Origin of the sequence: Streptomyces sp. NPDC050856, assembly GCF_040653855.1 — a bacterium.
GTDB lineage: Bacteria > Actinomycetota > Actinomycetes > Streptomycetales > Streptomycetaceae > Streptomyces.
The window spans coordinates 137,477-164,142 of the sequence record NZ_JBFAGV010000003.1 but is presented as its reverse complement, the minus strand read 5'-3'; the positions used below and the strand labels follow the sequence as shown (position 1 = coordinate 164,142).

Sequence of the window (26,666 nt, the reverse complement as noted above, 5' to 3'; positions counted from 1 at the left end):
CCGCCGGGGGCGAAGCCTGGCCCGTCGGGGACGGGCGGGGCAGATCCGCCCCTACGCGGAAGAGCAGGGCGGGCCGTGTCCGGTGTTCACCGGGATACGGTCCGCCCTTTGGCTCTTTCCGGTATGTGTGTCATCACACGATCGATACGATGCGTCTGGGTATGCCCATCCGCCTGTTCCACTCGGAGGGAGAGCCGGGCCATGCGAGAGGTGAGCCGCAGCCAGCTGCTGACAGCAGGACTCGGACTCGGTGTGGTCGGTGGGTTCATCGGCAGCCTGCTCCGGGAACGGAGTGCGCTGACAGCCGCTCTCGGGGCGGCAGGCGAAGGAAGTGAGGATCAGCCTTCATGGGGCGTCGGCTCGTACCGCTCACGTTGGACAATCTTCCGGACCTCCCCCAACGGTGCCGCTCGTGTGTCTTTTGGGAACTCGATCCGGTCAGTGGGGAAGCCGCGGTGAAGGCGGGCACCCCGGAGCTGGAGAAGGAGGCCTGGATCTCGGCTGTCCTACTGGACTGGGGCTCCTGCGGCCGGGTCGTCTATGTGGACGACATCCCGGTGGGATACGTCCTGTACGCCCCACCGGCCTATGTGCCGCGCTCCACGGCGTTCCCCACCAGCCCGGTGTCCCCTGACGCGGTACAGCTCATAACGGCGTGGATCATGCCGGGTTACCAGGGACAGGGGCTCGGCCGGGTGATGGTGCAGACCGTGGCCAAGGACCTGCTGCGCCGGGGCTTCAAGGCGATCGAGGCGTTCGGCGATGCGCGCTGGAAGGAACCGGCCTGCGTGCTGCCCGCCGATCATCTGCTCTCGGTGGGTTTCAAGACCGTACGCCCGCACCCCGCACATCCGCGCCTGCGTCTGGAGCTGCGTACCACGCTGTCCTGGAAGGAGGACGTGGAGCTGGCTCTCGACCGGCTGCTGGGAGCGGTGCAGAAGGAGCCGGCGCTGCGGCCGCTGTGATCCGGTCCCCCGGGTCTCCGGCGCAGGTGGAACGACGAACGGCCCGTCCCCACCCGGGGACGGGCCGTTCTGGTGTTCCAGCTGCGTCGCTGCTGTTTCACGTGAAACACCGGCTCCCGGCTCGGGAGCCCGGGACTAGTTGCCGAGGAAGGGCTCCAGGTCGCGCACGATCGCGGCCTTCGGCTTGGCGCCGACGACGGTCTTGACGACCTCACCGTGCTGGTAGACGTTCATCGTCGGGATGGACATCACGCCGTACTTCGCCGCCGTGGTGGGGTTCTCGTCGATGTTGAGCTTCACCACGTCGATCTTGTCACCGTGCTCGGCGGCGATGGCCTCCAGCGACGGAGCGATCTGGCGGCAGGGACCGCACCAGGCGGCCCAGAACTCCACCAGAACCGGCTTGTCGGCCTTGAGGACTTCCTCGTCGAAGGAGTCGTCGGTCACGTTCTTCAGGGCGCCGGCCACGGCGTCCTCCTCACTTGGTGAAAATGCGGGGGTGGGGATGGCGGTCGGGTCGGGTCAGACCACGGGGGTCTTCTCCGGCTCGGCGGTCTTCTCGCTGTCGGCGAGCGCGGCCAGGTAGCGCTCCGCGTCCAGCGCGGCGGAGCAGCCGGTACCGGCCGCCGTGATGGCCTGGCGGTAGGTGTGGTCCACCACGTCTCCGGCGCCGAACACACCGGTGAGGTTGGTCCGGGTCGACGGCGCCTCGACCTTCAGGTAGCCCTCGTCGTCCAGCTCGAGCTGGCCCTTGAACAGTTCGGTGCGCGGGTCGTGGCCCACGGCGATGAACAGGCCGGTCACCGGCAGCTCGCTGGTCTCTCCCGACTTGGTGTTGCGCAGAGTCAGACCGGTGAGCTTCTGCTCGCCGTGGATCTGGGCGACCTCGCTGTCCCAGGCAAACTTGATCTTGGGGTTCGAGAACGCCCGCTCCTGCATGGCCTTGGAGGCCCGCAGGGTGTCGCGGCGGTGGATGATGGTGACGGTCTTGGCGAACCGGGACAGGAAGGTCGCCTCCTCCATCGCGGTGTCACCGCCACCGACCACGGCGATGTCCTGGTCCTTGAAGAAGAAGCCGTCGCAGGTGGCGCACCAGGAGACGCCGCGACCGGACAGCGCGTCCTCGTTCGGCAGGCCCAGCTTGCGGTGCTGGGAGCCGGTGGTGACGATGACGGCCTTGGCCCGGTGCACCGTACCGGCGGTGTCGGTGACGGTCTTGATCTCACCGGTCAGGTCGACGTTGACGATGTCGTCCGGAATGAGCTCGGCTCCGAAACGCTCCGCCTGGGCCCGCATGTTGTCCATCAGGTCCGGGCCCATGACACCGTCGGGGAAGCCGGGGAAGTTCTCCACGTCGGTCGTGTTCATCAGCGCACCACCAGCGGTGACGGCGCCTTCGAAGACCAGCGGCTTCAGCGACGCCCGCGCCGTGTAGAGCGCGGCCGTGTAGCCGGCGGGCCCGGAGCCGATGATGATCACGTTTCGGACGTCGCTCACGGGTTTCTTCCTCGTCTCTGCAGACTGCCTACTGCCTATGGGGCTGGGTCAAGGATCTCACCCCACCCAACGGATCCCGGGGGGCGGGCATTCCCGGGAGGCCCGGGCGCCATGGCGGCATCCGTCAGGGACGAGGATAGGCGTGCTTCAGCAGGACATCCGCCTTCGCGGAGCTCCCGGTCGTGGTGCAGGCCGCGTCCAGTACGTACGCCTCCACCTTGGCCGCGTCCGAGAGGTGCGGCAGTACCACCAGGTACGCCCGCTCGCCCTGGTACTGGCCGGTTTCCGCGGCGAGTGCCGCGTCCGTACGGCCCGTACCCGCCCGGATGCACGGCGGGAGGTCCACCTCGTGCAGCTTCTCGCCCTGCAGCGAAGGAGCCTGCTTCGTCCTGGGCGCGGGCTTTTCCGCCTCGGCGGCCAGCAGTGTCTCCACCCGCCCGCGCAGGTCGGTGCCGGAGAACGTGCTGTCCTCGGCGGCACTGACGGTCGAGTCGGCCTTCCTGGCGGCGGTGTCGTTCTGGGCGGGCCGCCCGGTCTGGAGGAACAGCACGCTGACACCGACGGCCGCGGCGCCGAAGACGGCGCCGAGGACGGCATTGCGGCGGCGGCGCAGTGCGGTGCGCCGGCCAGGGCCCGTGGCGGCGCGGGGACGACCGGCGGGACGGTCGGAGCGACCGGTGGCCGCAGCCAGGGGGGCGGGCGCGGTTTCACGTGGAACAGCGTCCGGGCCGGTGGAGGTGGTCGCGTCGAGCAGCGCCTCTGCGGCCAGCGCGGCATCGATGCGGCCGGCCACGTCCGCCGGCATCCGCGGTGGCCCGGGCAGGGTGCCCAGCAGCCCGCGGATCTCCTCCAGGGAGGCGAGCACATCGGCGCACAGGACGCAGCCGTCCAGGTGGCGGCGCACATCGGCCGTGTGCGACGGGGAGAGCAGCCCTTCGGTCAGGTCGGAGATCTCCGAGACGTCCGGGTGCTGAGTCGTGTCGGACGTGGATGTCACGCGCGCCCACCTCCGCCCTTCACAGCAGCAGGATCACTCGGTCCTGGATCTCTTGGCTCCGACGCCGGTGGGACGGATGTCCCTGGCGTCCGGTTCCTTCCCCCGTCCTGACCGCTGCTACCCCCGCCGTCCCCACGCAGATGAGTGACCAGGGGAAGGAGCCGTGCCCGTCCCCGGGCGCAGCGGCTTTTGATCGTTCCGGCCGGCACGTCGAGGATGCGGGCCGCTTCCGCCACCGGATAGCCCTGCATGTCCACCAGGACCAGGGCGGCGCGCTGGTCGCCCGGAAGCTTGGCGAGAGCGGCCAGCAGCTCGCGGTGGAGGTCGTGCCGCTCCGCCGGTGCCTCGGCCGACTCATGGGGTTCGAGGAGCTGCTCCAGACGCTCGGTGTCCTCCACGGGTGAGGTCCTGCGGGAGGCCGCCTTGCGGATCCGGTCCAGGCAGGCGTTGACGGTGATGCGGTGCAGCCATGTCGTCACCGCGGACTGTCCGCGAAAGGTGTGGGCGGAGCGGAAGGCGGACACCAGCGCGTCCTGTACGGCGTCGGCCGCTTCCTCCCGGTCGCCCAGGGTGCGCAGGGCGACCGCCCAGAGCCGGTCGCGGTGCCGGCGCACGAGCTCCCCGAAGGTGTCGGGGTCACCGGCGACATGGCGGGCCAGCAGTTCTTGGTCGCTCGCGTCGCCGAGTGTGGCGTCGTCCACCTGGAGCCCCCTCCCGCGTCCCCGCGTCAGCCGGTGAAGGCGACGTCGGTGATGGCCTGCTTGTGGCCCGCGCTGCTGTACCCGTCCTGGGGGGCTTGCGGCATCGCGGTCATCCACAGCAGCACGTAACGGCTCCGCACGGGCTTCTTCGCGGTGAGCTTCAGCGTCGTCGCGCTGGTCCGGCCGGACGCGATCTCCTGCATGGAGTCGACCGAGCCGGACGGCGACAGGGCATCGGCGGCGTACAGGGTCACGGTGGTGTGGTCACCGTGGTAGCGCAGCCCTATCGAGGCGGTGGAGACGTCCTTGAGCGCACCCAGGTCGTAGACGATCCCGACGCCGCGCTTCACCGAGGGCACCAGATCCGGTCCCTCGATGTAGCTCTTCGTCCGCCAGAAGGAGGAGCTGTCGTCGTCGTAGGTGTTGCCGACCGTTTCCACGCTCTGCGGGGAGCCGTCCGGGGCGTACTCCCTGGCCTCCTGGATCGCCAGCGGCACCGGTGGCGGCTTGGGCTTCTGGTCATCACCGGTGGTCGTGGTGGTGGTCTCCGAGGTCTTGGGGTCCTCGGCGCCCTTGTCGTTGTCGAGCAGTCTGTCCGCCACCTGCCAGCTGCCCAGCCCCAGCGCCGCGATGAGGAGCGCGGAGACGGTCCACTTCAGGACCTTGCCGGTACGGCTCTGGAGAGGCGCCGGGGGCAGGGGCGCCACCTGGGTGGCGCTCGTGCCGGGCCGCGGCTGGGGGCGGCCGTAGGTGCCCTGCTGGTATGTCGTGCGCTGGTAGTCGGGGGCCGAGGGGAACTGGGGCTCCGGCGGACGGATCCGGGGCATGGCCGCGACGGCCTTGGCCAGCTCGTCGGGGGTGGTGCAGGGCGGTTCCTGGCGGGAGGCGGTGGCGCCGTCGTTGACCAGGGCGCGCATGGCGAGCTCGGAGAGCCCCCGGTGCACACCGGCCCGTACCTGGTCGGGGGCGATCAGACCCACGTCCTTGGGCAGCCCGGTCAGGCCGTGGGCGTCGTTCTCGTAGGGCCAGCGCTGGGTGAGCGCCGCGTACAGCAGGGCGCCGATGGACTCGGTGTCGGCGCGCTGGGGGCGTTCGGCGCTGATGCCGCGCAGGGCGGCGTTCACGGCGAGCCCGCGGATGCGGTACTGGCCGGTGGAGGTGCGCAGGACCGCGCCGGGGGTGAGGCGGAGGTGGGCGAGGCCCTCGCGGTGCGCGGCGGCCATGGCCTGGGAGACCTGGCTGACGAGCTGGTAGGCGTCGTGCGGCTCCAGCGGCCCGGCGGCGAGCAGGGCGGTGAGTTCGGTGGCGTCCGGCAGCCATTCGTGGACGACGTAGACGAGGTCGTTCTCCTCGACCGCGTCCAGCACCTGGACGAACCGGGGGTCGCCGAGCAGCGCCGCTGAGCGGGCCGCGGCGAGCACCGAACGCGCTCGGGGGTGGTGGGCGGGGAGCAGGTGGACCCCCACGGCACGCCGCAGCTTCTCGTCGACGGCACGCCAACTGCTGAATCCGTCCAGACGGGTGACGCACTCCTCGAGCCGGTAGCGTCTGGCCAGTTTGTGGCCACTGTGGAGCTCGGGTGCCGTGATCGCGGTCTGCTGGCCGGTCCGCCGTTCGCCGTCGGTTTCCTGGGCGGATGTGTCCGCCGTGTCCTGCGCTTCCGCCACCCCGTCGGTCGCGGCCGAGTCCGCCTTGGCGGTCAGCGGGTCGTCACCGCTGTTGTCGGCCACGTCGACGGCGGCTGTGCTACGTTCCGCCACCGTCGTTCCTGCCTCCCCATCCGTTGCGCCATATCCAACAGCCATGCCAATTGTGCCCACAGTCCGCCACCATGCACGACACGCGGTGGCCCACGATGGTTGTGCGGGACCGGCGCCGACTAGCGGCCGAGGCGGCCGCGGACCATGCCGACCATGGCGTTGAGCTCCTCGATCCGCATCTTCTTCGCCGCCAGGTAGAAGACCGCGAGCAGCGCGATTCCACCACCGACCAGGGCCGCCAGGGAGCCGAGGGCGTCCTCGCCGAGCACCTTGAGGATCCCGAAGCCGGCCACCCCGCCGACGACCGCCGCCGGGACGGACGCCATGCACAGCCGTGCGTAGGTACGGATGACATGGGCGCCGTCCAGGTCGCCGCCCAGCCGGTTGCGCAGCCGCCGCCAGGCGATGCCGACCCCGACCGCGTAGGCGAGACCGTACGAGGCGGCCATGCCGACGACCGCCCACTGGGCCGGCAGGACGACGTAGCAGGCCGCCGACGCCGCCGCGTTGACCGCGGCCACGATGACCGTGTTGTAGAACGGGGTGCGGGTGTCCTCGTACGCGTAGAAGCCCCGCAGGACGACGTACTGCACCGAGTACGGGATGAGTCCCAGGCCGAACGCCATGAGGATGAAGCCCATGCCCCGGGCGGCCTCCAGGCCGCTGGAGGCGTACAGCAGGGTGCACATCGGCACACCGAGCGCCAGGAAGGTGAAGGCGACCGGGACGATGGCGACGGCGGAGTTCCGCAGGCCCTGGGAGATGTCGTCGCGGACCGCCCCGGGGTCGTTGTCGTGCGCGGCGCGCGAGATGCGCGGCAGCAGCGCGGCCATGACCGACACGGTGATGATGGCCTGCGGCATGCCCCAGATGAGCTGGGCGTTGGAGTAGGCGATGAAGCCGGCGCCGTCCTTGCCGGAGGCCTTGCCGGCCGCCGTGGCGAGCTGGGTCACGACGACGACACCGGCCTGGTTGGCGAGGACGAACAGGACGGTCCACTTGGCGAGCTTGACCGTCTTGCCCAGCCCGTGGCCCTTCCAGTCGAACCGGGGCCGGAAGCGGAAGCCCGCCTCACGCAGGTACGGGATCATCGCCAGCGCCTGGACGACCAGGCCGAGGAGGGTGCCGATGCCCAGCAGCCGGATGCCCTCGTCCGGGATGGTGGTGACTCCCATCCGGGACTCGGCGGAGGAGCCGTAGACCCAGATGAACATCCCGAAGGTGAAGATCATGACGATGTTGTTCAGGACCGGGGTCCACATCATCGCGCCGAACCTGCCGCGGGCGTTGAGGATCTGCCCCATGACCACGTGCACGCCCATGAAGAAGATCGTGGGCAGGCAGTAACGGGCGAAGGTGACGGCGACACTGTTGGCCGCCGGATCCCCGGCGATGGTGTCCGACATCGCGTGGATCAGCAGCGGGGCGGCGAAGACGGCGATGGCGACGATGCCGCCCAGCGCGACCATGACCAGGGTCAGCAGCCGGTTGGCGTAGGCCTCGCCACCGTCCTCGTCGTTCTTCATCGCGCGGACGAGCTGCGGTACGAAGACCGAGTTGAGACCGCCGCCGACGGTGAGGATGTAGATCATCGTCGGCAGGGTGTACGCGATGGTGAACGTGTCGCCGAGCAGCGCGGCTCCCAGCGCACCGGTGATCACCAGGCTGCGGACGAAGCCGGTCAGGCGGGACACGAGGGTGCCGGCCGCCATCACGGCGCTGGACTTGAGCAGGCTGGAGGCCCGGCCGCCCGGCTTCTTGGGCGCGGGCGCGGCGACCGGCTCCGGTTCGGGTTCTGGTTCGCGCGGCGCGGGCGGCCGGCCCTGGGCCTGCTGGTCCCGGTAGAGGTGCGCGAACGCGTCCGGCTCGGGCTGTTCCTCACCGGCGCGGGTCACCAGTTCGTCCACGCCGGTGAACTGCACGGTTCGGGCGTCGTCCCCGTACGGAAGGTGCCGGAAGGGGCCGTCGGGCTCGGGCGGCGGGGTGTTCGCCCAGACGCGGGGGTCCGGGGCGTACTGCGGCGCGGGGGGCTGCTCGTAGAGCGGCTGCGGCTCGGGGTAGGTGCCGGGCGGCGGCGGGGGGTGCGCGGCACGGTCGTAGAGCACCTCGCCGACCGGGTCCTGGGCGGCGAGGTCCCGCTCCTGGTACGGGTCGTACTCATAGGCGTGCTGGAGGTACGGATCGGGGGCGGGCGGGGGTGGCGGCACCTGGCCCGGCTGTCCGGGCGGGGGCGGGGGCGTCCCGCCGGAAGGCGCAGTGCCGCCGCCCGCGTCCTGGCCGCGGTCACCGTCGTACGGCGCGTTCATGGTTTACCCCACCTCATCGTCCCCGGCCGGCCGGCCACGACATCGCTCAACGGTCCACTTTCTCACCCGGGGCCGACGGGCCGCCGCTTTGCGCTCCGGTGTCCGGTGTCGGGTCACTCGGCTGCTGCGGTTCGTCACTCCGCCCGGTGCCCCCGCCCGTGGCGGGGGACGGCGTCCCGTTCTCCTCGGCCCCGTCGTCCCCGGCCTCCGCCGTGGGTTCCTCCGCCGGGGGCGGCGCCAGGGCTCCGCCGACGGACTCCGACGTGGCCGCGGTCCCGTTCTCCGCCGCGTTCTCCGTGGCGGCCTCCCGAGCCGCGGCCCGCTTGCGCTGGGAGTACATCCGGATGCCCGCGAGGACGAGCAGCAGCACACCGCCGGCGATCACCAGCATCACCGTCGGGGTGATCTCGGAGACCTTGACGGTGAAGTGCATCGGCTTGCCGTACGGCCTGCCGTCCTCCGTGTACAGCTGGGCCGTCATCGGGACCGGGCCGTTGGCGTTGGCGGAGGCGGTGAACTTGACCGTCTGGCGGTGGCCGCCGTCGATCCTGATCGGGTGCTGGGCGATGACGTCGTCACCGTTGAGCTTCAGGCGGGTCGGCTTCGTCGACGTCAGCCGCAGCACCAGGTGGTCGACCCCCTGCACCAGGGTGTTCTGCACGGTGACAGGGATGGTCGCGCTGCGGCCGGACAGCGTCAGGTCCGATTTGTCGATCAGCTGGACCGCGGTGGTCAGGCCCTTCAGGTGCTCCAGCACGCTGACGCGGTACGCGGTGGCCTCCTCCGGGCGGCCGCGCCACGAGGTGGACATCTCGCGGTTGATCGCGTTGCCGAACGGAGTGACCACCCGGTAGGCCGCGGTGAGCACCACCTTGAAGTTGTCCAGGGCGTCCTGGGTGGCCTGCATGTCCTGGAAGGCCTGGACGGACAGCTCTTGGCGGCGCAGCTTCTTGGGGTACTCGGCCGCGCCGGGCACCCGGGTGGTGGCGTCCGGGTCCGGCTTGGCGGCTGCCGCGGCGACCAGGTCGACGGGCTGTGTCCACCGCTGGGCGTTCAGGGTGCGCAGCGCGCTCGCCATGGACTCGGCCTGGGCGGGGGTCGGCATCCGCTGCGGGGCCACGACGACGCTGCGCTGCTTGCCCGGCTGCTGCTGGGTCACGGCCAGGGTGTGGGCGAGGAACTGCTGGACGGCGAGGGTGGAGCGGTTCGCGCCCGTCAGGTCGCCGTGGAAGGCGGTGGACAGCCCGGCGTCGGCGACCACCGCCGTGGTGCCGCCGCCGATCGGCCGTGCGGCGTTGGGGCTGTAGCGCAGCTCGTCGCGCATGCTGTCGCTGCGGGCGATCACCTTGTCGGCACCCGCGGAGGTGGCGACGTCCACGATCGACGGGTCGACGGCGCCCTCGACCGGCCAGGCGAAGTCCACCGACGGCTTCACATGGAGGATCGTCTCCACGGTCGTCTCGGCGACCTCGGTGGCCGGCTGGAGGTGGCTGAGGGAGCCTGGCACGTCCTTGCCGCGGTGGGCGAGCGAGGCGAGATCCGGATCGGCGTAGGGCAGCGCGATCACCTTGCGGCCGTGCACCGCCTTGTCGAGGGCGTCCAGCCACCGCTTGGCCACCGCCTGGTTCCGGCCGGGCACATCGGTGTCACCGTCCTTGACCCGGTAGTTCCGCGTCATCGCGTCCACCGTGGCCAGCAGGTCGGGGTCGATGACCCAGGTGACGGGGAGCTCCGAGCCGAGCGAGACCATGCGCTCCAGCCGTCCGCCGGGCGCGAGCTCGGCGGCCAGAGCGTCGTCCTCGAAGACCGGGGTCTGCTGGTCGTCCGAGCCGGTCTCGGCGGACAGGTGCGGTGAGGAGATCAACGGCCAGAGGTAGGTGAACTGGGTCCTCTTCTCCGCGGCCTCGGGCTGCCAGGGCAGGAAGGTGCGCTCGATTCCCAGCACCTGGTCGTACGGATCGCTCGGCGTCCGCCCCGACAGGGCGACACCGAGCTGGTAGACGCCCTCCTCGTCGAGGCCGAGCTTGTCGACCGGCACGGCGACGGTGAAATCCGTGCTGAGGCCGGCGGCCAGCTTGGGGAGCTTGACGCTGTAGGTGGTGTCGACCGGGGCGCCGTCGGTGGCCGGGGTGAAGCCGCTGCGCCTGGACACCTCGTCGATGGCGCCCCGGCTGGACAGCCGGGACCCGAGGCGCAGGTCCACATGCGCGTCGCTGACCGTCTCCTTGCCCTGGTTGGTCACGGTGCCGGTGATGGTGAGGGTGTCGCCCTCCACCGGAGCGCTGGGCGCGAGCGTGTCGAGCGACACATCGACGGTCCGGGCGTCCGCGGCCTTCTCGACGGCCTCGGCGGACGGCGCCACCGGGCCGTACACCAGCCCGGCGAGGAGCGGCATGCCGACGAGGAGAGAGGCTGTCCGCCGCAACCACCGGGCAGGAGAGGGACGTGTGCCCTGGAAGTCTGCCGCCTCGGCCACGCGCTCGCCCGTCCCTCGTCGTCTGTTGCCGTTGGTGGTTGTCGGTTCCTGCGTCCACGCATGGTAACGATGCGCGCCGGGGCTGAGTGCCGCGGACTGCTCCACATGATCGGCGGGGCCCGGCCCGCCGGCGGGGTGGACCCCGGTGCTGTGGCGATCACCCGGGGCACCAGGGGCGCGGGGGGCGCCGGGAAACCGGGGCGCCCGCGTGGGCCCGGGCACGTACCCTTTTCTGTTGTGCCGAACGCCAATGAAGACAACCCGACTGCACTGAGCCAGGTGCAACGCCGCGCGGTCAGTGAACTGCTGCGCGTGTCCCCCGTCGCCGACGACCTCGCCCGCCGCTTCCAGGAGGCGGGGTTCAGGCTCGCGCTGGTCGGCGGCTCGGTCCGGGACGCGCTCCTCGGCCGGCTCGGCAACGACCTGGACTTCACCACCGACGCCCGTCCCGAGGACGTTCTGAAGATCGTCCGGCCGTGGGCGGACTCGGTGTGGGAGGTCGGCATCGCCTTCGGCACGGTCGGGTCGCAGAAGGCGGGATACCAGATCGAGATCACCACCTACCGCTCCGAGGCGTACGACCGGACCTCGCGCAAGCCCGAGGTGTCCTACGGCGACTCCATCGAGCAGGACCTCGTCCGCCGTGACTTCACGGTCAACGCGATGGCCGTCGCGCTGCCGGAGAAGGAGTTCATCGACCCGCACGGTGGTCTGGAGGACCTGGCCCAGCGGGTGCTGCGGACGCCTGGGACGCCCGAGGAGTCCTTCTCGGACGACCCGCTGCGCATGATGCGTGCGGCCCGCTTCGCCGCTCAGCTCGGCTTCGAGGTGGCTCCGGAGGTCGTGGCCGCCATGAAGGCGATGGCCGAGCGGATCGCGATCGTCTCCGCCGAGCGCGTCCGCGACGAGCTCAACAAGCTGATCCTCTCCGCCCACCCGCGCGAGGGCCTGGCCCTGCTCGTCGACACCGGCATCGCCGATCATGTGCTGCCCGAGCTGCCCGCACTGCGGCTGGAGAGTGACGAGCACCACCGGCACAAGGACGTCTACGACCACTCGCTGATCGTGCTGGAGCAGGCCATCGACCTGGAGGAAGAGGGGCCCGACCTGGTGCTGCGGCTGGCGGCGCTGCTCCACGACATCGGCAAGCCGAGGACCCGGCGCTTCGAGCCGGACGGCCGGGTCTCGTTCCACCACCATGAGGTGGTCGGCGCCAAGATGACCAAGAAGCGGATGACCGCGCTGAAGTACTCCAACGAGATGATCAAGGACGTGGCCCGGCTGGTGGAGCTGCACCTGCGGTTCCACGGCTACGGGACCGGGGAGTGGACGGACTCGGCCGTACGCCGCTATGTGCGGGACGCCGGGCCGCTGCTCACCCGGCTGCACAAGCTCACCCGCTCGGACTGCACGACGCGCAACAAGCGCAAGGCCGGCGCCCTCTCCCGTGCCTACGACGGACTCGAAGAGCGCATCGCGCAGCTCCAGGAGCAGGAGGAGCTCGACGCGATCCGCCCCGACCTGAACGGCAACCAGATCCAGGAGGTTCTGGGCATCGGCCCCGGCCCCGCCATCGGGCAGGCGTACAAGTTCCTGCTGGAGCTGCGGCTGGAGAACGGTCCGATGGGGCACGACGCCGCTGTCGACGCGCTGAAGAAGTGGTGGGCGGCTCAGCCGTAACGCGGCGCGGTGAGCAGCGGTGAGCGATGGCCGTCCTCGGGGTCGTGTTTCACGTGAAACACGACCCCGAGTCGTTGTGCGCCCCCTTGGGAAGCGATGTTTCACGTGAAACAGCGCGGGTCACGGCCGGCGGCTCCCCATCCCACGACTCAGGCCGACGGCGACGGCGGCGTGGCAGAGCGCGACCATGACGACCAGCGGGGCCGACCGGCCGTCCGGGGGCAGCATCAGGGCGGCGACCCCGGCAGCGCCCACGAACGCCACGTTGAACAGCATGTCGTAGAGGGAGAAGACCCGGCCGCGGCAGGCGTCGTCCACCGCCGTCTGCACCACCGTGTCCGTGGCGATCTTCGTGCCCTGGGTGGTGAGCCCCAGCACAAAGGCGGCGACCAGTGTCGGCACGAGGGTGAAGGGCAGTCCCAGGGCCGGCCCCAGCACCGCCGCCGATGCGGCGCACGCCGCCATCCAGCCGAACGGGCCCAGCCGGCCGACCCCCCACGGCGCGATGACCGCGGCGGCGAAGAAACCCGCTCCCGAGACGCCCACGGCCAGTCCCAGCAGTGCCAGGCCCTCCCGCTCCGTCACCGACCAGGCGTACCGGCACAGCATCAGCACCATGACCGTCAGCGCGCCGTAGCAGAACCGCAGCACGGTCATCGCTGCCAGCGCCCCGGCCGCCTGTCGCCGCATCGCCAGGTGGCGCAGCCCTTCCAGTAGCCCCCGGGCCGTCGAGGCCAGCGCCGCGCCCAGCCGGGGCTGTACCTGATCGGGGTCGGGCCCGAGCAGCGCCCGGTCCATGCGCAGGGCGGCGAGCGCGGAGCAGAGGTAGAGGGCGGCGCCCAGCAGCACCACCGCGGCGTCGGAGTCGGCGGCCACCAGCCGCACCCCGAAGGCCAGGCCACCCCCCACGGTCGCGGCCAGGGTGCCGGCGGTGGGGGACAGGGAGTTGGCCATCACCAGCCGGTCGGGGTCCACGACCCGGGGCAGGGACGCAGAGAGCCCGGCCAGGACGAAGCGGTTGACGGCGGTGACCGCGAGGGCCGAGGCGTAGAAGAGCCAGTCGGGCACGGGCGCCAGGATGAGTACGGCGGTTCCGCAGGCGAGCAGGGCGCGGAGCAGGTTGCCGTGGAGGAACACCTGGCGGCGCTGCCAGCGGTCCAGCAGGACACCGGCGAACGGGCCGATGAGGGAGTACGGCAGCAGCAGTACCGCCATCGCGGCGGCGATCGCGGCGGGCGAGGCCTGCTTCTCCGGGGAGAACACCACGTAGGTGGCGAGCGCCACCTGGTAGACCCCGTCCGCGCACTGGGAGAGCAGTCGTACGGCGAGCAGGCGGCGGAAGTCCGAGAGGCGCAGGAGTACGCGAAGATCACCTACGACAGGCATGGCCCAAGGGTCACATACGGCGAAGGCCCCCGGGCAGATGCCACGGGGACCTTCGAAGGCCGCGGGGACGAGCTTTAGCGCTCGACCTCGCCGCGGATGAACTTCTCGACGTTTTCGCGGGCCTCGTCGTCGAAGTACTGGACCGGCGGGGACTTCATGAAGTACGAGGACGCGGAGAGGATCGGGCCGCCGATGCCGCGGTCCTTGGCGATCTTCGCCGCGCGCAGCGCGTCGATGATGACGCCGGCCGAGTTCGGGGAGTCCCAGACCTCGAGCTTGTACTCCAGGTTCAGCGGGACGTCGCCGAAGGCGCGGCCCTCGAGGCGGACGTACGCCCACTTGCGGTCGTCGAGCCAGGCCACGTAGTCGGACGGACCGATGTGGACGTTGTTCTCGCCCATGTCCCGGTCGGGGATCTGCGAGGTGACGGCCTGCGTCTTGGAGATCTTCTTGGACTCCAGGCGCTCACGCTCGAGCATGTTCTTGAAGTCCATGTTGCCGCCGACGTTCAGCTGCATCGTGCGGTCCAGGACGACACCGCGGTCCTCGAACAACTTCGCCATGACGCGGTGCGTGATGGTGGCGCCGACCTGCGACTTGATGTCGTCACCGACGATCGGGACGCCGGCCTCGGTGAACTTGTCCGCCCACTCCTTGGTGCCGGCGATGAAGACCGGGAGGGCGTTGACGAAGGCGACCTTGGCGTCGATGGCGCACTGCGCGTAGAACTTGGCGGCGGCCTCGGAACCGACCGGCAGGTAGCAGACGAGAACGTCGACCTGCTTGTCCTTGAGGACCTGGACGATGTCGACCGGGGCCTCGGAGGACTCCTCGATGGTCTGGCGGTAGTACTTGCCCAGGCCGTCCAGGGTGTGGCCGCGCTGGACCGTCACACCGGTGTTCGGCACGTCGCAGATCTTGATGGTGTTGTTCTCGCTGGCGCCGATGGCGTCCGCGAGGTCGAGGCCGACCTTCTTGGCGTCCACGTCGAAGGCGGCCACGAACTCGACGTCCCGTACGTGGTACTCGCCGAACTGGACATGCATCAGCCCCGGCACCCTGGCCGCCGGATCGGCGTCCTTGTAGTACTCGACGCCCTGCACCAGCGAGGCGGCGCAGTTGCCCACGCCGACGATGGCTACGCGAACCGAACCCATTCCGGTTGCTCCCTGTTTGTTCTCGACGAAGCCCTGCGGATGGCAGAGCCTCACTTGGCGGTGTCGTCGGACGGATCCGGCCGGGTGCTGCCCCCGTGCCGGGGCAGGCCGCCCGTCTCTCCAGATGTGTTGTCCTGCTGAGCGGCGTCCCCCGGGGCCGTGGAGCCGGACCGTCGCTGGTCCCGTCCCGCCCGCTCGCTCTCGATGAGCTCGTTCAGCCAGCGCACTTCGCGCTCCACGGACTCCATGCCGTGCCGCTGCAGCTCAAGCGTGTAGTCGTCCAGACGTTCGCGGGTGCGGGCCAGAGAAGCGCGCATCTTCTCCAGGCGCTCCTCCAGGCGGCTGCGACGGCCCTCCAGCACGCGCATCCGCACCTCGCGCTCCGTCTGCCCGAAGAAGGCGAAACGCGCGGCGAAGTGCTCGTCCTCCCAGGAGTCCGGCCCGGTATGGGACAGGAGCTCCTCGAAGTGCTCCTTGCCCTCCGCCGTCAACCGGTAGACGATCTTCGCCCGCCGGCCCGCGAGGGAGGCGGCGAGAGCGTCCTCGGGAGCGCTGCCCGGCTCCTCGACCAGCCAGCCGTTTGCGACCAGCGTCTTGAGGCAGGGGTAGAGGGTGCCGTAGCTGAAGGCCCGGAAGATCCCCAGCGAGGTGTTGAGCCGCTTGCGCAGCTCGTAACCGTGCATCGGCGCCTCGCGGAGCAGGCCGAGGACGGCGAACTCGAGGATGCCGGAGCGCCTGCTCATTCGTCGCCTCCTCCGCCGCCGCCAGGACTGCTTATGCCGTGCTGATGTATCGACTCGATACATCAGCACGATAGAGCGGCACCCCGGCCGCGACAAGTGCGCGGGTGGTGACCGGCGTCACATCGCCAAATCGCAGTAGGTGACATGCCTGATTTGGGGTGAACTTCGGTGCTGAGGAGGTTTTGGCCGTGCGTAGTCTGTGCGGCATGCACACCACCGGGAACCGCCAGACGCCAGGGGGCGTCCTTGTCCCGAGTGCATGGCGGATGAGCCCTGATGCGGGCTTGTCCGTGGTCATTTCGGGGGGACCGGAACTCAGCTGCCGCTTCCAGGCGTACTCGCCTGCCCGAGGAGTAGTCGTTCGATGAGCGAGCACCGTCGCAAACCGCCGCAGCCGCAAGGCGGCGGACGTGCCGCGGCCAGACGAGCCGCCCAGCAGCCCGCGGGGCGCCGGGCGGCTCAGGCGCGGGGAGCCCACACCGGATCCCCCGTGGGGGCCCACGGTCAGGAGCGCCCGCACACCAGCCGTGCCGAGGCCCGCAGGGCCGCCCAGCGGGGCGGCCGGGGCCGCGGCGCCGGAGCCGGGCACCCCGGCAAGAAGCGCCTGATCGACTATCCGCGCCACGACAAGTACGGGTGGCGCCGCTGGATGCCCTCGTGGAAGCTCGTGACGGGGCTGTTCCTCGGCTTCATGGGCGGGCTCATGGGGGCGGCGACGATCGCGTACGCCACGGTCGAGGTACCGGACCAGGCGCTGAGCGCCACGGCCCAGAACAATGTGTACTACTGGGACGACGACACCCAGATGGCCGCGACCGGTGGTGAGATCAACCGCCAGATCATCGGGATCGACGCCATCCCCGACGACATGGAAGCAGCGGTCAAGTCCGCCGAGAACAAGTCGTTCGACAAGGACCGGGGCATCGACCCCATGGGCATCGCGCGTGCCCTGGTCAACATGGCGAAGGGGCAGCAGACCCAGGGTGGCTCCACCATCACCCAGCAGTACGTGAAGAACGCCATGCTCGACGACCAGCGGCAGACGCTGAGCCGGAAGTTCAAGGAACTCTTCATCTCGATGAAGGTCGGCAACGAGATGAAGAAGGACGAGATCATGGAGGGGTATCTCAACACCTCCTACTTCGGGCGCGGCGCCTACGGGATCCAGGCCGCCGCCCGCACGTACTTCAACAGCGACGCCAAGAACCTGAACGCCAGTCAGTGCGCGTTCCTCGCCACGCTCCTCAAGGGCGCCACCTACTACGACCCGGCCGGCGCCACCGAGATCGACCCGGCGGCCACCCCCGAGGCGAACACCAGGGCGGCCACCAAGCGGTGGAGCTGGATCCTCGACGAGATGGTCAAGGACGGGCACCTGAGCGCCACCGAGCGCGCCAAGCACACCAGCTTCCCGAAGCTCCAGCCGCTGAAGAAGAACGCGCAGCTGAGCGGCCAGACCGGTTACCTGGTGGACCTCGCCAAGGCCTACGTCATCAACAACAACGACTCGGGCATCACCGCGGAGAAGCTCTCCAAGGGCGGTTACGAGATCCACACGACCTTCAACAAGCACAAGGTCAGGCACCTCAAGGAAGCCGTCGAGAAGGTCTACAAGGCCAACATCGACCCCGAGAAGCGCCCCAGGACGGACACCCACGTCCAGTTCGGTGGTGCCTCGGTCGACCCCAAGACCGGCGCGATCGTCGCCATCTACGGTGGCTCGGACGCCACCAAGCACTTCACCAACAACGCCGACCAGACCGGCGCCCAGGTGGGGTCGACCTTCAAGCCGTTCGTGCTGGCCGCCGCGATGAGCGAGGGCGTCCGCAACCGCCATGGCGAGCGGAGGATCATCGACCCGGACACGGCGATCTACAGCGGCAAGAACAAGCTCAAGATCAGGAACTTCGACGGCACGATCTGGCGGGACGAGAACGACAAGGAGTGGCTCCAGGTCAACGACGGCGACGAGTCGTACGGGAACATCAACCTCCGTGAGGCGATGATCCACTCCGCCAACTCGCCGTTCGTGCAGCTGGGCATGGACGTCGGCATCCCCGAGGTGCGGGAGGCGGCCATCGCGGCCGGCCTGCGCGAGAGCAGCCTGGCCAAGGCGAACGTGCCGTCGTTCTCGATCGGCATCTCCGACCCGAGCGCCATCCGGATGGCCGGTGCCTACGCGACGTTCGCGGCCAACGGCGAACAGCGTGACCCGTACTCGGTGAGGCAGGTCCGCCACAAGGGCAAGGTCATCTTCAAGCACGAGGACACCGCCAAGAGGGCGTTCTCCTCCGCCGTCGCCAGCAATGTGACCGATGTCCTCAGGGACGTCGTCGAGGACCCGGAGGGCACCGGCCGCAACGCCGCCATCCCGGGCCGTCAGGTCGCCGGCAAGACCGGTACCACCGACGGCAACAAGTCCGCCTGGTTCGTGGGCTACACGCCGCAGCTTTCGACCGCCATCGACATGTACCGGATGGACGACAACGCGGAGAACAAGAACCGCTCGTTCCTGGAGATGTTCGGTACCGGTGGCCAGGACAAGATCCACGGTTCGTCGTTCCCGTCCGAGATCTGGCAGAAGTACATGTCCACCACCCTGGAGGGCCAGCCGGTCGAGAGGTTCCCCGCGCCGGGGGACCTGGGAGCCGAACCGCTGTGGGGCGGCGGTGCGCCCAGCCCCAAGCCGACCCCCTCGGTGGAGCCCTCCAAGACCCCGTCCCCGTCGGTGTCCTCCGCGTCCCCGTCCCCGTCCCCGTCGACCTCCCCCAGCCGCCCCAAGCCCAGCGAGTCCTGCGGCCCGCTCGACTGGGACTGCGAAGCGGAGAACGGCGGTGGCCAGCAGGGCGGTCAGAACGGCGGCGACGAGACCGGCGGTGGGGGCGAGACCGACACCGGCGGTACCACCGAGGGCGGAACGACGGGAGACGTCAGTACCAGTCCCTCGACGCCCACCGGCGGAGGCACCAACGGCAACACCAACGGCGGCAACAACAACGGCGGCTGGTTCGGCGGAACGACGGGCTAGCGCCCGCCCCCGGACCGGCACCCGGCAGCGGTGACAGGGCCGCCGCACCCCCCCCCGCGCACCCCGTGCGCGTGCGGGGTGCGGCGGCCCTCGGCCGTCCGCCGCGGGATCGTCCGGCTCCGGCGCCCACCGCGGGGCCGTCCGCGTCCGGGCGTCCGCGGCCGGGCGTCCCGTCCGGGCGTCCCGACCGGGCCTCCCTTCCCGGCGCCCCTCCGCGGGCCCCTCCACGAGCCCCTTGCCGGGCCCTGACCGGGTTGCCGCTGCCGGGTCCCCCGCCGGGGCCGCTGCCGGGTTGTCCACAGCCCCGTACGGGCCCACAGGCCCGTACGGCAGGATGAGGGCCATGAGCAGAGCGAGCGTCCAGGAGCCCGTGCCCCCCACCCGGCGGGACGAAGTCGCGGCCGCCGGCAGTGAGCTGATCGGCGGGCCCATCGGCCGCTGGGCGCTGCTCGGCGGAAGCCGCCTCACCCCCGTACGGGTCGTCGTACTGGTGGCGATCGGCATGTTCGCGCTGGGCATGGTGCAGAAGCTGCCCTGCTACAACTGGGCCTGGTTCCGCGGCTCCGGCTCGCAGTACACCCACGCCTGCTACTCGGACGTGCCGCACCTGTTCATCGGGCGTGGTTTCGCCGACGGGCTCGTGCCGTACTTCGACCGGCTCGCCGGGGACATGCAGTACCTCGAGTATCCGGTGCTGACCGGCTTGTTCATGCAGGTCGCGGCCTGGCTCACCCCGGGCGGCGGCGACCTGCAGCACCGCGAGCAGATGTACTGGATGGTCAACGCCGGGATGCTGCTGGTCTGCCTGGCCGTCCTGGTGGTCTGCGTCGCCCGTACGCACCGCCACCGCCCCTGGGACGCCCTGCTGGTCGCGCTGGCGCCCGCCCTGGCCCTCACGGCCACCATCAACTGGGACCTGCTGGCGGTCGCCCTGACGGCCGCCGCCATGCTCCTGTGGTCGAGGGGCCGGCCCCTCGCGTTCGGGCTCCTCCTGGGCCTCGCCACGGCCGCCAAGCTGTATCCGGTGCTGCTGTTGGGGCCACTGCTGGTGCTGTGCTGGCGGGCGGGGAAGTGGCGGGAACTCGGCGCCGCGCTGCTGGGGACGGCGGGCTCCTGGCTGGTGGTCAACCTGCCGGTGATGCTGATGGCGCCGGAGGGCTGGAAGAAGTTCTACACCTTCAGCCAGGAACGGAACGTCGACTTCGGATCCTTCTGGCTGATCATCACCCAGCGCACCGGCGAGGGCCTCGACGTCGCCGACGTCAACACCTACGCGAGCCTGCTGATGCTGCTGGCCTGCGGTGGCATCGCCGCGCTCGCGCTCACCGCGCCCAGGCGCCCGCGCTTCGCGCAGCTCGCCCTCCTGGTGGTCGCCGCGTTCATCCTGACCAACAAGGTGTACTCGCCGCAGTACGTCCTGTGGCTCGTCCCGCTGGCCGCCCTGGCCCGCCCGCGCTGGCGGGACTTCCTGGTGTGGCAGGCCTGCGAGGTCATGTACTTCCTGGGGATCTGGATGTACCTCGCGTACACCACCAGCGACAACAAGCAGGGGCTGCCGACCGAGGGGTACCAGTTCGCGATCGCCCTGCACCTGGCCGGGACGCTGTTCCTGTGCGCCATGGTCGTGCGGGACATCCTGACGCCCGACCGGGACGGGGTGCGCCGGGACGGCTCGGACGACCCGTCCGGTGGCGTCCTGGACGGCGCCGAGGACGTCTTCGTCCTCGGGCGGGCCGCCCGCTCGTCACAGCACACCGCACACGCCGCTCAGGGGGCGCGTGTGGAGTGGGGTGTACGGGAGTGAGCCCCCGGCCGGGGCCGGGGGCCATGGGGCGGGGAGACCGGCCCTAGCGGTCCACCAGCCGGTCGAACTGGGTGGTGGTGTGCCGCAGGTGGGCCACCAGCTCGTCGCCGACCTTCGGCTCCTGCGCGTCCGACGGGACGAACAGGATCGACACCTGCATGTGCGGCGGCTCGGCGAACCAGCGCTGCTTGCCCGCCCATACGAACGGCGACAGGTTCCGGTTGACCGTCGCCAGGCCCGCCCTGGCCACACCCTTGGCGCGCGGCATCACGCCGTGCATCGCCTTCGGGGCCTCCAGGCCGACCCCGTGCGAGGTGCCGCCGGCGACGACGACCAGCCAGCCCTCGGAGGCGGTGCGCTGCTGGCGGTAGCCGAACCGCTCGCCCTTGGCCACGCGGGTGACGTCCAGGACGGCGCCCCGGTACTGGGTCGCCTCGTGGTCGCCCAGCCACAGCCGCGTACCGATGCGCGCCCGGAACCGGGTCTGCGGGAACTGCTGCTGCAGCCGCGCCAGCTCCTCGGCGCGCAGGTGGCTGACGAACATGGTGTGCAGCGGCAGCCTGGCGGCGCGCAGCCGGTCCATCCAGCCGATGACCTCGTCGACGGCGTCCGAGCCGTCCGTGCGGTCCAGCGGCAGGTGGAGCGCGAAGCCCTCCAGGCGTACGTCCTCGATGGCGGCGTGCAGCCGGCCGAGGTCCTGCTCGCTGATCCCGTGCCGCTTCATCGAGCTCATGCACTCGATGACGACCCGGGCGCCGACCAGGGCGTGGACCCCGTCCACCGAGGAGACCGAGCGGACCACCCGGTCCGGCAGCGGAACCGGTTCCTCGCCCCGCCGGAACGGGGTGAGGACGAGCAGGTCGCCGCCGAACCAGTCCTTGATCCGGGCCGCTTCGTAGGTGGTGCCCACGGCCAGCATGTCGGCGCCGAGACGGGAGGCCTCCTCCGAGAGCCGCTCGTGACCGAATCCGTATCCGTTGCCCTTGCAGACCGGCACCATGCCTGGGAACTGGTCGATCACGGACTTCTGGTGCGCCCGCCAGCGAGCGGTGTCGACGTAGAGGGAGAGCGCCATGGCCGGCCCGGAACCTTTCTGTGGCTGCGGTGTGTCAGGAGTGAGCAGAGGACTGGGAACCGTCAACGCCGGGACATGTACATGTCCAGCGCCTTGTGCAGCAGCTTGTTGAGCGGGAAGTCCCACTCGCCGATGTACTCGACCGCCTCGCCGCCCGTACCCACCTTGAACTGGATCAGGCCGAAGAGGTGGTCGGTCTCGTCCAGGGAGTCGGAGATTCCCCGCAGGTCGTAGACGGTCGCGCCCATGGCGTAGGCGTCGCGCAGCATCCGCCACTGCATCGCGTTGGAGGGGCGGACCTCGCGGCCGATGTTGTCGGACGCGCCGTAGGAGTACCAGACGTGCCCGCCGACGACGAGCATGGTGGCCGCCGACAGGTTCACGCCGTTGTGGCGGGCGAAGTACAGCCGCATGCGGTTGGGGTCCTCGTTGTTGAGCACCGTCCACATGCGCTGGAAGTACGACAGGGGGCGCGGCCGGAAGCGGTCGCGTACGGCGGTGATCTCGTACAGCCGCTGCCATTCGGCCAGGTCCTCGTAACCGCCCTGGACGACCTCGACGCCGGCCTTCTCGGCCTTCTTGATGTTGCGCCGCCACAGCTGGTTGAAGCCCTTGAGGACGTCGTCCAGCGAGCGGTCGGCAAGCGGCACCTGGAAGACGTAGCGCGGCTGGACGTCGCCGAAACCGGCGCCGCCGTCCTCGCCCTGCTGCCATCCCATCCGGCGAAGCCGGTCGGAGACCTCGAAGGCGCGCGGCTCGACGTGGGTGGCCTGCACGTCGCGCAGGCGCTTGACGTCCGGGTCCTGGATGCCGGACTTGATGGCGGCGGCGTCCCAGCGGCGGATGACGACCGGCGGGCCCATCTTCACCGAGAAGGCGCCCTGCTCCTTGAGGTGCGCCAGCATCGGCTGGAGCCACTCGTCCAGGTTGGGCGCGTACCAGTTGATCACCGGGCCCTCGGGCAGGTACGCGAGGTAACGCTTGATCTTCGGCAACTGGCGGTACAGCACCAGGCCCGCGCCGACGAGCTCACCGCTCCTGTCGAACCAGCCCAGGCTCTCCGAACGCCACTCGGTCTTCACATCCGCCCATGCCGGGACCTGGCAGTGACTCGCCGCGGGCAGGCTCTGGATGTACGCCAGATGCTGCTCTCGGCTGATGGTCCTCAGGGTCAGGCTCATGCGGGGCGCTCCTCGGCAGGTGTGTCCCCATGGGTACAGGGGCTCCGGCTCTCGCGCCGAAGCCTACTGGCACCCGAGGAGCGCCCCGACTGGCCGTACGCCGGGAGGGCCTAGCCGAGCAGGCCGCCGAAGAGGCCGCCGTGGGCCATTCCCAGGCCGAAACCGATCGCGGACGCGCCCATGCCGATGATCAGCAGGGTGCGTTCACGGGTGGTCTCGGAGATGTACTGGCCGTACGCGCCCGTGACGATGCCCACCAGGCCCGCCCAGGAGCTGATCAGGTGGAGGCTGTGGAACTGGGCCGTGATGAAGGCGATGACGCCCAGCGCCAGGGTCACCGCCATCAGCGTGTCCTGGAGCGGATGGGGCTTGCCGTCCGAGGCGAAGAGGGACGAGGAGGGGTGACGGTGGAATACCTGGGCCATGAGGTACCTCCTGGCTGAGCCGGAAGGCGGCGCATCGTAGCGCCGCCCGCACCCGATGCGTACAGATTGCGGCCCCTGGCCACCGGATTTCAACCGGAAGCCGGTGTACGGGTAGTCTGTACGGTCTGCACCGGTGTCTGCCCATGCCCAGAACACGGCCCCCGTTCGCCGGGGGTGATTGTCAGTGGCGGCCGATACCGTTGCTCACGCATCACGACCCTCCTGCCACGGAACGACCGTGGCCGCTGAGTCCAAAGGAGGTGGGTTCCACATGCGTCACTACGAGGTGATGGTCATCCTCGACCCCGATCTCGAGGAGCGCGCTGTCTCCCCGCTGATCGAGAACTTCCTCTCCGTCGTCCGTGAGGGCAACGGAAAGGTCGAGAAGGTCGACACCTGGGGCCGTCGTCGTCTCGCTTACGAGATCAAGAAGAAGCCCGAGGGCATCTACTCGGTCATCGACCTGCAGGCCGAGCCTGCGGTCGTCAAGGAGCTCGACCGCCAGATGAACCTGAACGAGTCGGTCCTCCGGACCAAGGTCCTCCGTCCCGAGATCCACTGAGCTCGTAGCTCAGTAGGTCATCGGGTCCGAGTAGCAGCAAGCAGCCAGAAGCAATCCCGCCGAGAGGTTCCCCATGGCAGGCGAGACCGTCATCACGGTCGTCGGCAATCTTGTCGACGACCCCGAGCTGCGCTTCACCCCGTCCGGTGCGGCGGTCGCGAAGTTCCGCGTCGCGTCCACTCCCCGCACCTTCGACCGTCAGACCAACGAGTGGAAGGACGGCGAGAGCCTGTTCCTCACCTGCTCGGTCTGGCGCCAGGCGGCTGAGAACGTCGCCGAGTCGCTTCAGCGCGGCATGCGCGTCGTCGTGCAGGGCCGACTGAAGCAGCGGTCCTACGAGGACCGCGAGGGCGTCAAGCGCACGGTCTTCGAGCTGGACGTCGAGGAAGTCGGCCCCAGTCTCAAGAACGCCACGGCCAAGGTCACCAAGACCACCGGCCGCGGTGGCCAGGGTGGCTACGGCGGGGGCCAGCAGGGCGGCGGCAACTGGGGCGGAGCCCCGGGTGGCGCCCCGCAGAGCGGCGGCGGTGCACCCGCCGACGATCCGTGGGCGACCAGCGCGCCGGCCACCGGTGGCCAGCAGCAGGGCGGCGGCGGAGGCGGCTGGGGCGGCAGCTCCGGCGGCGGCTACTCGGACGAGCCCCCCTTCTAGGGACACCCCGAGGGGCAGCTCGTAACCCCACTTCTTGATCACACAGGAGATACACCATGGCGAAGCCGCCTGTGCGCAAGCCGAAGAAGAAGGTCTGCGCATTCTGCAAGGACAAGACCGCGTACGTGGACTACAAGGACACGAACATGCTGCGGAAGTTCATTTCCGACCGCGGCAAGATCCGTGCCCGCCGCGTTACCGGCAACTGCACGCAGCACCAGCGTGACGTCGCCACGGCCGTCAAGAACAGCCGTGAGATGGCGCTGCTGCCCTACACGTCCACCGCGCGATAAGGGAAGGGTGACCACAACATGAAGATCATCCTCACCCACGAGGTCTCTGGCCTCGGTGCCGCCGGCGACGTCGTCGACGTCAAGGACGGATACGCCCGCAACTACCTGGTCCCGCGCGGTTTCGCGATCCGCTGGACCAAGGGCGGCGAGAAGGACGTGGCGCAGATCCGCCGCGCCCGCAAGATCCACGAGATCGCGACCATCGAGCAGGCCAACGAGGTCAAGGCCAAGCTCGAGTCCGTCCAGGTGCGTCTGGCTGTTCGCTCCGGCGACGCCGGCCGCCTCTTCGGTTCCGTGACCCCGGCTGACATCGCCTCGGCGATCAAGTCCGCCGGTGGCCCGGAGGTCGACAAGCGCCGTGTCGAGCTCGGTTCGCCGATCAAGACCCTGGGCTCGCACCAGGTGTCCGTGCGTCTGCACCCCGAGGTCGCCGCGAAGCTCGGCGTCGAGGTCGTCGCCGCGTAAGCGCAGCTCTCAGCAGTACTGCGTTCAGCAGGGTGAGGGGCCGCACCGGAAGGTGCGGCCCCTTCGCCATGTTTCACGTGAAACGCGGACGGGGCGCTCAGCGCGACGCACCCGTCACCGCCCAGCGCCCCGAGCGCATCCGCAGCCAGAGGGTCAGCATCCGGACTGTCATCATCAGCGCCATGGCCCACCACAGCGCGGTGAGTCCGCCGCCGAGCACCGGTACCAGCAGGGCGACCGGGGCGAAGACCGCCAGCGTCACCACCATGGCACCGGCCAGGTAGGGGCCGTCGCCGGCGCCCATCAGCACCCCGTCCAGCACGAACACCACCCCGGCGATCGGCTGCGAGAAGGCCACCACCAGAAGCGCGGGGAGCAGGGTGTCCTGCACCGTACGGTCCGCCGTGAACAAGGGGATGAACACCGGGCGCGCCAGCATGATCAGCGCACCGAGCACCAGGCCGGACACGATCCCCCACTGCACCATGCGCCGGCAGACCCGCCGGGCCCCATCGGCGTCGTCGGCGCCCAGGTAGCGGCCGATGATGGCCTGGCCCGCGATGGCGATCGCGTCCAGTGCGAAGGCCATCAGGCTCCACAGGGACAGGATGATCTGATGGGCGGCGACGTCGGCGTCACCGAGCCGGGCCGCGACCGCGGTGGCGATCAGCATCACGGCGCGCAGCGAAAGGGTACGGACCAGCAGCGGCACCCCGGCCTGGGCGCTGGCCTTGATCCCCGCGATGTCGGGTCGCAGCGGGGCACCATGCCGCCTCGCTCCCCGTACCACGACGAACAGGTAGGCGGCGGCCATCCCGCACTGGGCGATCACCGTGCCCCAGGCGGAACCGGCGATACCGAGGCCGGCGCCGTAGACGAGTCCCACATTGAGCGCGGCGTTGGCGGTGAAGCCGGCGATGGCGACGTACAGCGGCGTCCTGGTGTTCTGCAGGCCCCGCAGGACCCCGGTGGCGGCCAGGACCACGAGCATCGCGGGTATGCCGAGGCTGGAGACACGCAGATAGGTGGTGGCGTAGGGCGCGGCGGTGCCGGACGCGCCGAAGAGCTCGACCAGCCGGGGCGCTGTGGGCAGGGTGACGGCGACCACGGCGAGGCCCAGGAACAGGGCGAGCCAGATTCCGTCCATGCCCTGGCGAATGGCGGCGGAGAGGTCGCCGGCGCCCACCCGGCGGGCGACCGCCGCCGTGGTGGCGTAGGCGAGGAAGACGAAGACGCTCACGGCGGTGGAGAGCAGGGCGGCGGCGACGGCCAGACCGGCCAGCTGCGGAGTCCCCAGGTGCCCGATGACGGCGCTGTCCACCATCAGGAAGAGCGGCTCCGCGACGAGGGCGCCGAATGCCGGGAGGGCGAGGGCGATGATCTCGCGGTCGTGCTGTCGGCGGACGCTCGTGGGTCGCGGGGAGGCCTGGGTCATGAGCTCAATCCAATCTTCCACAGGTAAGAGATGCAATGCCATTGCAGTCCTTACGCTCAGGCGTGGCGGGGCTTCGGC

22 protein-coding genes are annotated in these 26,666 nt (G+C 70.2%); 8 read left to right on the top strand and 14 right to left on the bottom strand.

Annotated features, from left to right (window positions below; all coding sequences use genetic code 11):
• The first annotated feature begins 347 nt into the window (after positions 1-347).
• Positions 348-965 (top strand): GNAT family N-acetyltransferase, encoded by a 618-nt coding sequence (locus AB0H53_RS04125; protein WP_362106810.1) that lies wholly within the window; start codon positions 348-350, stop codon positions 963-965.
• 135 nt (positions 966-1,100) lie between these two features.
• On the opposite strand, the gene trxA is transcribed toward AB0H53_RS04125, so the two are convergent.
• The 7 genes from trxA to AB0H53_RS04090 all read right to left on the bottom strand — a co-directional run bounded on the left by trxA (position 1,101) and on the right by AB0H53_RS04090 (position 10,702).
• Positions 1,101-1,433, bottom strand: a complete 333-nt coding sequence (gene trxA / locus AB0H53_RS04120) for a thioredoxin (RefSeq protein ID WP_362106807.1) — start codon at positions 1,431-1,433, stop codon at positions 1,101-1,103.
• 54 nt (positions 1,434-1,487) lie between these two features.
• Positions 1,488-2,462 (bottom strand): thioredoxin-disulfide reductase, encoded by a 975-nt coding sequence (gene trxB, locus AB0H53_RS04115; protein WP_362106805.1) that lies wholly within the window; start codon positions 2,460-2,462, stop codon positions 1,488-1,490.
• A 124-nt stretch (positions 2,463-2,586) separates the two neighbouring features.
• Complete coding sequence (locus tag AB0H53_RS04110) at positions 2,587-3,459, bottom strand: hypothetical protein (RefSeq protein WP_362106802.1); 873 nt, start codon at positions 3,457-3,459, stop codon at positions 2,587-2,589.
• Positions 3,456-4,160: an RNA polymerase sigma factor SigM gene (gene sigM / locus AB0H53_RS04105; RefSeq protein ID WP_362106799.1), complete on the bottom strand. Its 705-nt coding sequence runs from the start codon at positions 4,158-4,160 to the stop codon at positions 3,456-3,458. The genes AB0H53_RS04110 and sigM overlap by 4 nt, the downstream gene beginning before the upstream one ends.
• 26 nt (positions 4,161-4,186) lie before the next feature.
• Complete coding sequence (locus tag AB0H53_RS04100) at positions 4,187-5,920, bottom strand: protein kinase family protein (protein WP_362106796.1); 1,734 nt, start codon at positions 5,918-5,920, stop codon at positions 4,187-4,189.
• Positions 5,921-6,039: 119 nt separating this feature from the next.
• Positions 6,040-8,226, bottom strand: coding sequence for a murein biosynthesis integral membrane protein MurJ (gene murJ / locus AB0H53_RS04095; RefSeq protein WP_362106794.1), 2,187 nt, complete (start codon positions 8,224-8,226; stop codon positions 6,040-6,042).
• Between the two features lie 46 nt (positions 8,227-8,272).
• Positions 8,273-10,702, bottom strand: a complete 2,430-nt coding sequence (locus AB0H53_RS04090) for a DUF6049 family protein (RefSeq protein WP_362106791.1) — start codon at positions 10,700-10,702, stop codon at positions 8,273-8,275.
• 237 nt (positions 10,703-10,939) lie between these two features.
• Here AB0H53_RS04090 and AB0H53_RS04085 point away from each other — a divergent pair, with 237 nt between their 5' ends.
• Positions 10,940-12,382, top strand: a complete 1,443-nt coding sequence (locus AB0H53_RS04085; protein WP_362106788.1) for a CCA tRNA nucleotidyltransferase — start codon at positions 10,940-10,942, stop codon at positions 12,380-12,382.
• A gap of 120 nt (positions 12,383-12,502) precedes the next feature.
• Here the strand turns inward: AB0H53_RS04085 and AB0H53_RS04080 are convergent, their stop codons facing one another.
• The 3 genes from AB0H53_RS04080 to AB0H53_RS04070 form a co-directional block, all read right to left on the bottom strand.
• Positions 12,503-13,768, bottom strand: coding sequence for an MFS transporter (locus AB0H53_RS04080; RefSeq protein ID WP_362106785.1), 1,266 nt, complete (start codon positions 13,766-13,768; stop codon positions 12,503-12,505).
• A gap of 74 nt (positions 13,769-13,842) precedes the next feature.
• On the bottom strand, positions 13,843-14,925 hold the full coding sequence (locus AB0H53_RS04075) for an inositol-3-phosphate synthase (protein WP_362106782.1): 1,083 nt from the start codon (positions 14,923-14,925) through the stop codon (positions 13,843-13,845).
• A 50-nt stretch (positions 14,926-14,975) separates the two neighbouring features.
• Complete coding sequence (locus AB0H53_RS04070; RefSeq protein ID WP_362106779.1) at positions 14,976-15,668, bottom strand: helix-turn-helix transcriptional regulator; 693 nt, start codon at positions 15,666-15,668, stop codon at positions 14,976-14,978.
• A 364-nt stretch (positions 15,669-16,032) separates the two neighbouring features.
• Between AB0H53_RS04070 and AB0H53_RS04065 the strand changes: the two genes are divergently transcribed.
• Positions 16,033-18,696 (top strand): transglycosylase domain-containing protein, encoded by a 2,664-nt coding sequence (locus AB0H53_RS04065; RefSeq protein ID WP_362106776.1) that lies wholly within the window; start codon positions 16,033-16,035, stop codon positions 18,694-18,696.
• 334 nt (positions 18,697-19,030) lie between these two features.
• Positions 19,031-20,500, top strand: coding sequence for a glycosyltransferase 87 family protein (locus AB0H53_RS04060; RefSeq protein ID WP_362106773.1), 1,470 nt, complete (start codon positions 19,031-19,033; stop codon positions 20,498-20,500).
• 43 nt (positions 20,501-20,543) lie between these two features.
• On the opposite strand, the gene AB0H53_RS04055 is transcribed toward AB0H53_RS04060, so the two are convergent.
• The 3 genes from AB0H53_RS04055 to AB0H53_RS04045 form a co-directional block, all read right to left on the bottom strand.
• On the bottom strand, positions 20,544-21,575 hold the full coding sequence (locus AB0H53_RS04055) for an alanine racemase (protein ID WP_362106770.1): 1,032 nt from the start codon (positions 21,573-21,575) through the stop codon (positions 20,544-20,546).
• Positions 21,576-21,637: 62 nt separating this feature from the next.
• Positions 21,638-22,756, bottom strand: a complete 1,119-nt coding sequence (locus tag AB0H53_RS04050; protein WP_362106767.1) for a peptidoglycan bridge formation glycyltransferase FemA/FemB family protein — start codon at positions 22,754-22,756, stop codon at positions 21,638-21,640.
• A gap of 110 nt (positions 22,757-22,866) precedes the next feature.
• Positions 22,867-23,181, bottom strand: coding sequence for a hypothetical protein (locus AB0H53_RS04045; RefSeq protein WP_362106764.1), 315 nt, complete (start codon positions 23,179-23,181; stop codon positions 22,867-22,869).
• A 271-nt stretch (positions 23,182-23,452) separates the two neighbouring features.
• Between AB0H53_RS04045 and rpsF the strand changes: the two genes are divergently transcribed.
• The 4 genes from rpsF to rplI all read left to right on the top strand — a co-directional run bounded on the left by rpsF (position 23,453) and on the right by rplI (position 25,153).
• Positions 23,453-23,743, top strand: a complete 291-nt coding sequence (gene rpsF, locus AB0H53_RS04040; protein ID WP_015609864.1) for a 30S ribosomal protein S6 — start codon at positions 23,453-23,455, stop codon at positions 23,741-23,743.
• 73 nt (positions 23,744-23,816) lie between these two features.
• Positions 23,817-24,395, top strand: coding sequence for a single-stranded DNA-binding protein (locus AB0H53_RS04035; protein ID WP_362106762.1), 579 nt, complete (start codon positions 23,817-23,819; stop codon positions 24,393-24,395).
• A gap of 56 nt (positions 24,396-24,451) precedes the next feature.
• Positions 24,452-24,688 (top strand): 30S ribosomal protein S18, encoded by a 237-nt coding sequence (gene rpsR / locus AB0H53_RS04030; RefSeq protein ID WP_005315025.1) that lies wholly within the window; start codon positions 24,452-24,454, stop codon positions 24,686-24,688.
• Between the two features lie 18 nt (positions 24,689-24,706).
• The gene (gene rplI / locus AB0H53_RS04025) at positions 24,707-25,153 is read left to right on the top strand and encodes a 50S ribosomal protein L9 (protein ID WP_362106759.1); all 447 of its coding nucleotides are present in this window, start codon (positions 24,707-24,709) and stop codon (positions 25,151-25,153) included.
• A 97-nt stretch (positions 25,154-25,250) separates the two neighbouring features.
• Here the strand turns inward: rplI and AB0H53_RS04020 are convergent, their stop codons facing one another.
• Entirely contained in the window at positions 25,251-26,588 is a 1,338-nt protein-coding gene (locus AB0H53_RS04020) for an MATE family efflux transporter (protein ID WP_362106756.1), read from the bottom strand.
• Positions 26,589-26,666: the final 78 nt, after the last annotated feature.

What these genes read in the sequence shown, in the direction of transcription:
- AB0H53_RS04125 (WP_362106810.1), top strand. Translation starts at nt 348, where the DNA reads ATGGGGCGTCGGCTCGTACCGCTCACGTTGGACAATCTTCCGGACCTC.
- murJ (WP_362106794.1), bottom strand. Translation starts at nt 8,226, where the DNA reads ATGAACGCGCCGTACGACGGTGACCGCGGCCAGGACGCGGGCGGCGGC.
- AB0H53_RS04080 (WP_362106785.1), bottom strand. Translation starts at nt 13,768, where the DNA reads ATGCCTGTCGTAGGTGATCTTCGCGTACTCCTGCGCCTCTCGGACTTC.
- AB0H53_RS04075 (WP_362106782.1), bottom strand. Translation starts at nt 14,925, where the DNA reads ATGGGTTCGGTTCGCGTAGCCATCGTCGGCGTGGGCAACTGCGCCGCC.
- AB0H53_RS04070 (WP_362106779.1), bottom strand. Translation starts at nt 15,668, where the DNA reads ATGAGCAGGCGCTCCGGCATCCTCGAGTTCGCCGTCCTCGGCCTGCTC.
- AB0H53_RS04065 (WP_362106776.1), top strand. Translation starts at nt 16,033, where the DNA reads ATGAGCGAGCACCGTCGCAAACCGCCGCAGCCGCAAGGCGGCGGACGT.
- AB0H53_RS04060 (WP_362106773.1), top strand. Translation starts at nt 19,031, where the DNA reads ATGAGGGCCATGAGCAGAGCGAGCGTCCAGGAGCCCGTGCCCCCCACC.
- AB0H53_RS04055 (WP_362106770.1), bottom strand. Translation starts at nt 21,575, where the DNA reads ATGGCGCTCTCCCTCTACGTCGACACCGCTCGCTGGCGGGCGCACCAG.
- AB0H53_RS04050 (WP_362106767.1), bottom strand. Translation starts at nt 22,756, where the DNA reads ATGAGCCTGACCCTGAGGACCATCAGCCGAGAGCAGCATCTGGCGTAC.
- AB0H53_RS04045 (WP_362106764.1), bottom strand. Translation starts at nt 23,181, where the DNA reads ATGGCCCAGGTATTCCACCGTCACCCCTCCTCGTCCCTCTTCGCCTCG.
- rpsF (WP_015609864.1), top strand. Translation starts at nt 23,453, where the DNA reads ATGCGTCACTACGAGGTGATGGTCATCCTCGACCCCGATCTCGAGGAG.
- AB0H53_RS04035 (WP_362106762.1), top strand. Translation starts at nt 23,817, where the DNA reads ATGGCAGGCGAGACCGTCATCACGGTCGTCGGCAATCTTGTCGACGAC.
- rpsR (WP_005315025.1), top strand. Translation starts at nt 24,452, where the DNA reads ATGGCGAAGCCGCCTGTGCGCAAGCCGAAGAAGAAGGTCTGCGCATTC.
- rplI (WP_362106759.1), top strand. Translation starts at nt 24,707, where the DNA reads ATGAAGATCATCCTCACCCACGAGGTCTCTGGCCTCGGTGCCGCCGGC.
- AB0H53_RS04020 (WP_362106756.1), bottom strand. Translation starts at nt 26,588, where the DNA reads ATGACCCAGGCCTCCCCGCGACCCACGAGCGTCCGCCGACAGCACGAC.